Raw genomic sequence first — 8,921 nt, forward strand, 5'->3', positions numbered from 1 at the left:
AGACTACATTCTCCACCTGAACCTCTTAATCAGTCAAAGTTGAAATATTGAGAATGAGCGAGAAATCAGGAGAAAACATTACTTTATAGTGGGAGGGAGGATCTTCGTGAACCCCAAGTGGAAGGAACAGTTGGAGCAGCATAGAAACAAGCGGCGTGAAGATATTATTCAAGGCGCACAGCAGCTGTTTCTAGAACGGGGCTTGTCCTCGATAACTCTCAAAGATGTTGTCGAGATCTGCGGTATAAGTAAAGTAACGCTATATAAATATTTCCGATCCCTTGACGAAATTATTTTTGAAGTGCAAATCAACGTTTTAAGTGCTTTTTGGCAGGATGACAACCTCCATTCTCCCAGGGGCAACAACGGTTTTGAAAAGGTTCGCTACCTGCTGGAACATATGATAAGCGTTTCGGAACAACAAGCCAACTCTGTTCGGTTCATTGCCATGTTCGATGCTTTTTATCGGGAAAATTATGTGAATACGGAGCTTGAAGCCCGATATATAAGCTTCTTGAGAAAAGGTACTCATCCATTTTACGCACTGCTTGATGAAGGGATATCGGACGGATCGATTCGCAGCGATATCGATATTCATATTGTGACATTCACATTAAGTAATGTTGTTACTGCTACCTTGCAGCGTATGATTGTAAGAGGAAAGGTGCTACAGCTGGACCAGGGCGTTGAACCAGCTTCCGTTTTAGAACATATGGTGGACATGGTACTCACTTATCTGAAACCGCAGGGATAGTAATAATCAGGATGCTCTTCTCAAATAGAGAGCATCTTTTTTTATTGTCCAGGAATTTTAAGAAGTGATGTCTGTGGATAAACGGGGGCTCCCGAAAGTACTAGAAATGAGCTGCGAAGGTATACTTCACTTTTGGGGGACTTTGTTCTGCTCTACTTCATAATATCTTTACATGTACTTGATAATGCACAAACAATTTGATTTTATAATTCAATGTGTTTACTAGTGGTAAACCACTGTTTATTACAGGTAAATACGTATTGGGGAAGTGTTCGCAGAAAGTCGTTTACCTTTAGCTGCGGATTTTAAACTGTTTTAGGATGGCTGCAAGACATGTAATCATAAAAACATCAGGAAAGGACAAGTCACATGACAACAATACCTGCAGGGAAGAGGATAGGGAAGTATCGGAAATATAGCGCGCTTTTTCTCATGATGCTGCCTGGAATCCTCTATATCGTCATTAATAATTATTTGCCCATGTTCGGCGTAGTCATTGCCTTCAAAGATTTCAACTACTCCAAAGGGATTTTCGGCAGCGATTGGATAGGGTTCGAAAATTTCGAGTATCTGTTCAAGACGGAGGACGCTCTTCTCATTACCAGAAACACCATCCTTTATAATGTTGTCTTCATTTTTCTTAACTTGGTCATTGCATTGGGTGTGGCCATACTTCTGAATGAAGTGAAGAAACGGTTCCTATCGCAATTGTATCAAAGCGTTATTCTGCTTCCTTACTTGATTTCCATGGTCATCGTGGGTTATCTGGTGTTTGCGATGCTCAGTTTGGAAACAGGCTTCGTCAATAATACGATCTTGCCGATGCTCGGAATACAGGAAATTTCGTGGTATAGCGAATCGAAATATTGGCCTTACATTTTGACGCTCGTCCACATCTGGAAAAGCGCCGGCTATTTATGCGTCATTTATTTGGCCGCGATTATTGGAATCGATCCGGAATATTACGAGGCGGCAACCATTGACGGGGCAAGCAAATGGCAGCAGATCAAGAGCATTACGATTCCGCTCATCATACCGGTAATCACGGTCATGACACTGCTTCAGATCGGACGCATCTTTTACTCGGACTTCGGCCTGTTTTATCAAGTACCGCTTAATGCGGGAGCGCTGCAATCGACAACGAACGTCATCGACACATACGTCTACCGAGCCCTTATGACGCTTGGCGATGTTGGCATGTCTTCAGCTGCCGGATTGTATCAATCGTTCGTCGGCTTTGTGCTCGTCTTGTTGTCAAACTATATCGTCAGGAAAAAGAACAGCGACAACGCTTTATTTTAAGGGAGAGAACCTACTTGAAAACGAAATATTCGATATGGCAATGGTTCGTCAATATTATTCTGCTCGTCATCGGGGTCTTTTGCATCCTCCCGTTTATCTTGCTATTTATTTCTTCCGTAACGGACGAGCAGTCGATTGTTCGAAATGGTTATTCCTTCTTTCCTGAGGCGTACAGCTTATCCGCATACCGGTATTTGTGGCATGACGCCGAAAGAATTTTTCGCGCATACGGAATTACGATCGTCATCACGGTAATCGGGACGGTTGTCAGCCTGATCATCACCTCGCTGCTTGCATACCCATTGTCACGCAAGGATATGCCCATGAATAAGTTTTGGTCGTTTTTCGTCTTCTTCACGATGCTGATTAACGGCGGGCTCGTACCTACGTATTTGGTGTACACCCAATTGTTCGATTTTAAAAATACGCTGCTAGCACTCATCGTGCCCGGGTTGTTGACAAACGCGTTTTATGTCATGTTGATGCGAACATTTTTTGCGACTTCGATTCCTGCTCCCGTCATCGAATCGGCCAAAATGGACGGTGCGGGCGAATTCAAAACGTTCGTTCAGATCGTGCTGCCGCTCTCGCTTCCGATACTGGCGACCGTCGGGTTATTCCAAACGATCCACTATTGGAACGATTGGTTTAACGGCATGATCTATGTTACGGACAGCAAGCTGTTTAGTCTGCAAAACTTGCTAAACCGGATTTTGCTCGATATTCAATTTTTGACCAGCAGTAATTTCGCAGGGAATCAGAGCGATTCAGTCGCAAATATTCCGACGGAAACGGTGCGTATGGCGATGGCCGTTGTCGGGATTATCCCGATTCTAATCGCGTATCCTTTCTTTCAAAAGTTTTTCGTGAAAGGACTTACGATAGGGGCGGTAAAAGGATAAGGCTTTATCCAGTATTTCACTGGTTAGCATAAGCAGCAAACTTTGAGGAGGGCTTCAAGAATGAACAAGAAAAGTAAGATGATGCAATCAGGGTTGGCGTTGATTGTTGCGCTCGGCATGCTGCTGGCAGGCTGCGGTGCAAAAAATGAAGGCGGAGCGACCGATTCAAAGACCTCGCCCACGACGAAGAATGGTAAGGATTTGGCACCTTATGAGGTGACGATGGCTTTCTTTGGAAGCGAACAAAAGGATCTGCAAGCCGTACAGGACGAGATGAACAAAATTTTGAAGGAGAAAATCAACACGACCGTCAAATTGACCCCAATCAGCATCAGCGCATGGCAGCAGCAAACAAATCTGATGCTCGCAGGCAATGAGAAAATCGATCTGATGTTCACGTCAGCCGGATTCAATTACGGTACGCAAGTGGCGAAAGGGCAGTTGGTTCAGTTGGACGATCTCGTTGAAAAATACGGGTCCGGCATTAAAAAAGCTCTTGAGCCTTATCAGCTTTCGGCCGCCAAAATAAACGGCAAAAGCTATGCGATACCGGCCGTAAAAGACATGGCTTCCGACTACGGTATTCTGATGCGCAAAGATCTCGTCGACAAATACAAAATCGATTTGAGCAAAATCAAATCGATCAATGATTTGGACGCCGTCTTCCAGACGATTAAAGACAACGAGCCGAATATGGTGCCGCTTGTTGCCAAAAACCCGGGAACCGGTCCGTTTTACGCCGGCTATGTTCTCTATGACAGTTTGAGCGGCGGCATCGGCGTTTTGCCGGATTACGACAATAACATGAAAGTGGTCAACTGGTATGAAACCGCGCAATATGCGGACCAACTGAATGTGCTCAGAAAATGGTATCAATCCGGTTATTTGCTGAAAGACGCATCCACTAGCAAGCAAGACGGCAGGGAACTCGTGAAGAATGGAAAGGCGTTTGCCTATTTCTCGAACTTGAAGCCTGACTCTGATGTGGAAGCATCCAGGAAAAGCGGCAAAGAAATGACGGTAGTACGTTTGACGCCAGCGTATGCGACCACGGACATGATCACGAGCATGATGTGGTCGGTTCCGAAAAATTCGGAGGACCCGGACAGAGCGATGATGGTTCTCAACCTGCTCTATTCTGATAAACAGTTGTACAATCTGTTCGCATGGGGAATCGAAGGAAAGCACTATGTGAAGAAATCGGAAAATGTCATCGACTATCCGGCAGGCGTTGATATCACGAATACAGGCTATAACTTCGGTACGCCTTATATGTTCGGTAATCAATTTCTGTCCTACACTTGGTCGACCGGAGATCCGGATATTTGGAAAAAAACGGACCAATTCAACAAGGGTGCAAAAAAATCAAAAGCGCTGGGCTTTATCTTCGACGTGGAAAAGGTGAAAACGGAAATGGCCGCGGTCAATAACGTTTTAACTGAATACGTTGTGGGCTTGGAAACGGGGACGCTCGATCCTGCGGAAAACTTGCCGAAGTTTATCGCCAAATTGAAGTCGGCAGGCATCGATAATATCATAAGCGAGAAACAGAAGCAGCTTGACGAATGGGCGAAAACTCAGAAATAATGGTCGGACGAAGCATCATGAATATTTCCTACCCGGAGATTGGCTGAAGGGCCGCTTCACAGACCTGAGCCGAAACTCTGGCATTCTTTTATCCATAAAAATCATAATGAGGTGTCATGCATGAATCGAGTCATTCCTTTTGAAGGAACAAATAATTTCCGCGATGTGGGAGGCTATCTAACTGCCAATGGCCGGAAAGTCAAACATGGTCTCTTCTTTCGTTCTGATGAATTGACCGGTTTGTCGGAGCAAGATTTAGTGTCTTTTCGAGCATTGAATATCAAAACGATTTTTGACTATCGCGACGATTATGAAGCGCAAAAAAAACCGGATCCGGTTTTTGCCGGCGCAAAAAACATTCGCATATCGGCAATTAAGGCGGATCAAGCATCTCAAATCAACATGCCGGGAAATGCAGAACACGCCGATCGAAAAACTCATATTATCGTAGATATGGTCAAAAACGGCTTTTTCAAACAATTTCGTGCGGATACGATGATGATGGAATTGTACACGAAGCTTCCGATCGACAATCCATCCTATAAACGGTTAATGGAAATCATCCAGCATTCGGACAACCTGGGGCTACTGCATCATTGCACGGCGGGCAAGGACCGTACGGGAGTCGGGTCTGCCTTAATCTTGCTGGCGCTCGGCGTTCCGGAAGAAACGGTAATGGAAGACTATCTGTTGACCAATACAACGATGAAAGCATTCAACGGGAAACTGCTGACCCAGCTTGCCGAACATGTGGATGAAGTGGAATTGCAAAATATCGAACACATGCTAGGGGTAAAAGAAGAATTTATGGAAGCTGTTTTCGGATCGATTAAAAAGACGTATGGCAATGTTGACACTTACTTTGCCGAAGAATTCGGCTTAACGATGAAAAATAGGGAAACTCTTCAAAACATGTGTTTGGAGTAGGGGGGGACAATCATGGTTGACATAGCTGCTAAACCGTTTAATTTGAAAGAAGCGGATATTCAGTGGGTCCATGAAACGCTGGCCGCGATGGATGTGAGTGAGAAAATCGGGCAGCTGTTTTGTCCGATCGGGATGACGGATGATCGCCAGCAGCTGAAAACGTTAATCGAGGCTGTAAAGCCGGGAGGAATGATGTTTCGGCCGGGCCCGGGGGAGAGCATGCAGGACATACACCGCTTTTTGCAAGAGCATTCCAAGTTGCCATTGCTCATTTCCGCTAATCTCGAATCCGGGGGCAACGGAATTACCGCTGACGGTACCTATTTCGGCAAACAGCTGCAGGTTGCGGCGACGGATAAAGAAGAAATGGCGTACAAATTGGGGCTTGTAGCTGGCAGAGAAGGGCGGGCCGTCGGCTGCAATTGGTCGTTTGCGCCGGTAGTCGACATCGATCTCAACTTCCGCAATCCGATCACGAATGTTCGAACGTTCGGCTCCGATCCAGTCAGAGTCACAAGGATGGCCAAAGCGTACACCGAAGGTATTCAAAAGAGCGGTTTGGCCGTATCGGTCAAGCATTTTCCAGGCGATGGCGTGGACGAGCGCGACCAGCATCTGCTCACTACGGTCAATTCGCTTTCCGTAGACGAATGGGAAGCGACGTTCGGCATGGTGTATCGGGAATTGATTGAAGCGGGAGCCGAGACCGTCATGGTTGGCCATATTATGCTCCCAGCCTATTCGCGGAAACTCGTGCCCGGCATTGCTGACGAGGAACTTATGCCTGCCACGCTGGCGCCCGAACTGATCGGAACGCTGCTTCGTCGGCACCTCGGTTTTAACGGGCTCGTCGTCACGGACGCTACGCCAATGGCCGGATTTATGATGGCGGAGAAGCGGGAAATCGCCGTGCCGAAATCGATCGCCGCCGGCTGTGACATGTTCCTGTTCAACAAGAATATAGTGGAAGATTTCGGCTATATGATGAAAGGTATTGAAAGCGGCATATTGACGGTGGAAAGACTGGATGAAGCGGTTACGCGCATTCTAGCGCTGAAAGCTTCTCTCCACTTGCATAAGCAGCAGCAGGAGGGGACGCTTGTTCCGGACTTGAAAGAACTGGCGGTATTGCAATGCGATGAGCATAAAGATTGGGCGAAGGAATGTGCGGATCAAGCGGTTACGCTCGTTAAAGATACCCAGCAGCTGCTGCCGATTGCCGTCGATACGCATAAGCGTATTCTGTTATATGTGCTTGGCGACAGCGGAGGCCATCGCAGTACTCAAATTTCTCCCTATATGGTAGCCAAACTAAAAGCGGAAGGCTTCGACGTCACCGTTTTCAACAATAAAAAAGTGGACTTTCGATCGGTGTTCGGCGAGGTAAAGGAACTGAGTGAACAATACGATTTGGCGCTGTATGTAGTTAACATCGAAACGGCAAGCAACCGGACTACGGTACGCATCGACTGGGAGCCGCTGCTCGGTGCGGATGTCCCTTGGTTTGTCCGGGAGATCCCGACCGTGTTCGTCTCCGTCGCTAGCCCTTATCATTTGCAGGATGTTCCGCGGGTTCAAACTTACGTTAATGCGTATTCGGGCAGTGAAACGGTCATTGACGCGGTTGTCGATAAACTGCTAGGCAGATCCGATTTCAAGGGAATAAACCCTGTCGACCCTTTCTGCGGCTGCTGGGAAGCGAAGCTGTAAGAACGAACAGGCGGAGGGAAAGATGAATATAGAAGCGGTTATTTTTGATTTGGACGGCGTACTCGTACACACCGACCAACATCACTATTTGGCATGGAAACGGATGTGCGACGAGGAGTGCATTCCGTTTGACGAGACGATAAACAACAGGCTGCGGGGCATAAGCCGAATGGCTTGCGTGAATATCATTTTGGAGAAGGCAACCCGCATGTATTCGCCGCAGGAGAAAATGCGTTTGGCCGAGCGAAAAAACGGATATTACAAGGAGATGCTGCAGTCTTTATCGGCCGAAGACTTGCCCTCCGGAGTTGTGGAGACGCTGGACCGCTTACGGGCAAAGCAAATCAAACTGGCGATTGGTTCCTCGAGCAAAAATGCCCCTTACATTTTGGAGCGTCTCGGACTTTCGCATAAGTTCGATGCCGTAGCGGATGGTAATGAAATTCGCAGCAGCAAACCGGATCCTGAAGTATTTTTGCTGGCGGCAGTCGAATTGGATGTGCGCCCGTATCGTTGTTTGGTCGTGGAGGATGCGGCAGCCGGGGTGGAAGCGGCGATCAGAGGCGGAATGTGGGTCGCTGCCATCGGTGAGGCTTGTTTATGCGACATGGCGGATTATCATATCGGCCAAATCAAAGAATTGCTCCCCATATTGCAAGCGAATGGCGATGGCGGAAAGTGATTCACATGCGTACCGGAAAAGCCTATTCGGTGGGCTGGCGCAGCAATTGCGATTGTGCCTATTATCATAATAGTATGTATTATTCCAAGAGTATTTCGTGGAAGGTAACACGGATTCCGTGAAAGGATGATCATAAACGATGAAAGCGATCATGCTCATGTTCGATTCCTTAAATAAACATATGCTTCCTAATTATGGATGTGATTGGGTCCAGGCGCCGAATTTTAAAAGACTTGAGGAACGTATTGTAACTTTCGACAACTGCTATGCGGGAAGCCTGCCTTGCGTTCCTGCTCGGAGGGAGCTGCATACCGGCAGGTACAATTTCATGCATCGCAGCTGGGGACCGCTGGAACCTTTTGATAATTCTATGATTGAGCTTATGAAAAAAAATAACGTATACACCCATCTGACGACCGATCATAGTCATTACTTCGAGGATGGCGGAGCAACCTATCATACGAGATATCATTTCTGGGAGTTCGCCAGAGGACAAGAAGGCGATGCTTGGAAAGGACAGGTCGGGGATCCTGCTATCCCCGAATCGTTGAGCAGCCCTAAGTTGGGCGGCCTATGGCGACAATACTGGATCAACCGTCAATATTTAAACGTCGAGGAAAACATGCCTTTGGCTGTTACGGTAAGGAGAGGCATTGAGTTTATCGAACGTAATTACGAGCAAGACCAGTGGTTTTTGCAAATCGAAGCATTTGATCCTCATGAGCCGTTTTTTACTCAGCAGCAATATAAGGATTTATATCCGCACTTTTATGATGGAAAACATTTTGATTGGCCTGATTATGGAAAGGTGACACAGCAGCCGGAAGAGATTCAGCATATGATCTTTGAGTACGCTGCTCTTATTAGTATGTGCGACACGTATCTGGGAAAAATTCTAGAAGCCTTTGACCGCTTTAATTTGTGGAAAGATACGATGCTTATCGTAAATACCGACCATGGCTTCTTTTTAGCCCCTATTTAGACTTGGACAATACACCCCTTACTTAGATACAATGAAATTAAGCGGAGGGGAACACGATATGAGGAAGAAACAGTA

At 46.7% G+C, this 8,921-nt stretch carries 8 protein-coding genes; all 8 read left to right on the forward strand.

Features of this window, described 5'->3' with window-relative positions; all coding sequences use genetic code 11:
- The first annotated feature begins 106 nt into the window (after positions 1-106).
- Positions 107-754 carry a TetR/AcrR family transcriptional regulator gene (locus L1N85_RS26135; RefSeq protein ID WP_235241951.1) on the forward strand — a complete coding sequence of 216 codons (648 nt, stop codon included), beginning with the start codon at positions 107-109 and terminating at the stop codon, positions 752-754.
- A gap of 369 nt (positions 755-1,123) precedes the next feature.
- Positions 1,124-2,056 carry an ABC transporter permease gene (locus L1N85_RS26140; RefSeq protein ID WP_235241952.1) on the forward strand — a complete coding sequence of 311 codons (933 nt, stop codon included), beginning with the start codon at positions 1,124-1,126 and terminating at the stop codon, positions 2,054-2,056.
- Between the two features lie 14 nt (positions 2,057-2,070).
- Entirely contained in the window at positions 2,071-2,958 is an 888-nt protein-coding gene (locus L1N85_RS26145) for a carbohydrate ABC transporter permease (protein ID WP_235241953.1), read from the forward strand.
- A gap of 60 nt (positions 2,959-3,018) precedes the next feature.
- Entirely contained in the window at positions 3,019-4,545 is a 1,527-nt protein-coding gene (locus tag L1N85_RS26150; RefSeq protein ID WP_235241954.1) for an ABC transporter substrate-binding protein, read from the forward strand.
- A gap of 120 nt (positions 4,546-4,665) precedes the next feature.
- Entirely contained in the window at positions 4,666-5,472 is an 807-nt protein-coding gene (locus L1N85_RS26155) for a tyrosine-protein phosphatase (protein ID WP_235241955.1), read from the forward strand.
- 12 nt (positions 5,473-5,484) lie between these two features.
- Positions 5,485-7,182 (forward strand): glycoside hydrolase family 3 protein, encoded by a 1,698-nt coding sequence (locus L1N85_RS26160; RefSeq protein WP_235241956.1) that lies wholly within the window; start codon positions 5,485-5,487, stop codon positions 7,180-7,182.
- A gap of 22 nt (positions 7,183-7,204) precedes the next feature.
- Positions 7,205-7,864, forward strand: coding sequence for a beta-phosphoglucomutase (gene pgmB / locus L1N85_RS26165; protein ID WP_235241957.1), 660 nt, complete (start codon positions 7,205-7,207; stop codon positions 7,862-7,864).
- Positions 7,865-8,003: 139 nt separating this feature from the next.
- Positions 8,004-8,846 carry a sulfatase gene (locus L1N85_RS26170; protein WP_235241958.1) on the forward strand — a complete coding sequence of 281 codons (843 nt, stop codon included), beginning with the start codon at positions 8,004-8,006 and terminating at the stop codon, positions 8,844-8,846.
- Positions 8,847-8,921 lie beyond the last annotated feature (75 nt).

This window comes from Paenibacillus alkaliterrae (genome assembly GCF_021532375.1).
Classification (GTDB): Bacteria; Bacillota; Bacilli; order Paenibacillales; family Paenibacillaceae; genus Pristimantibacillus; species Pristimantibacillus alkaliterrae.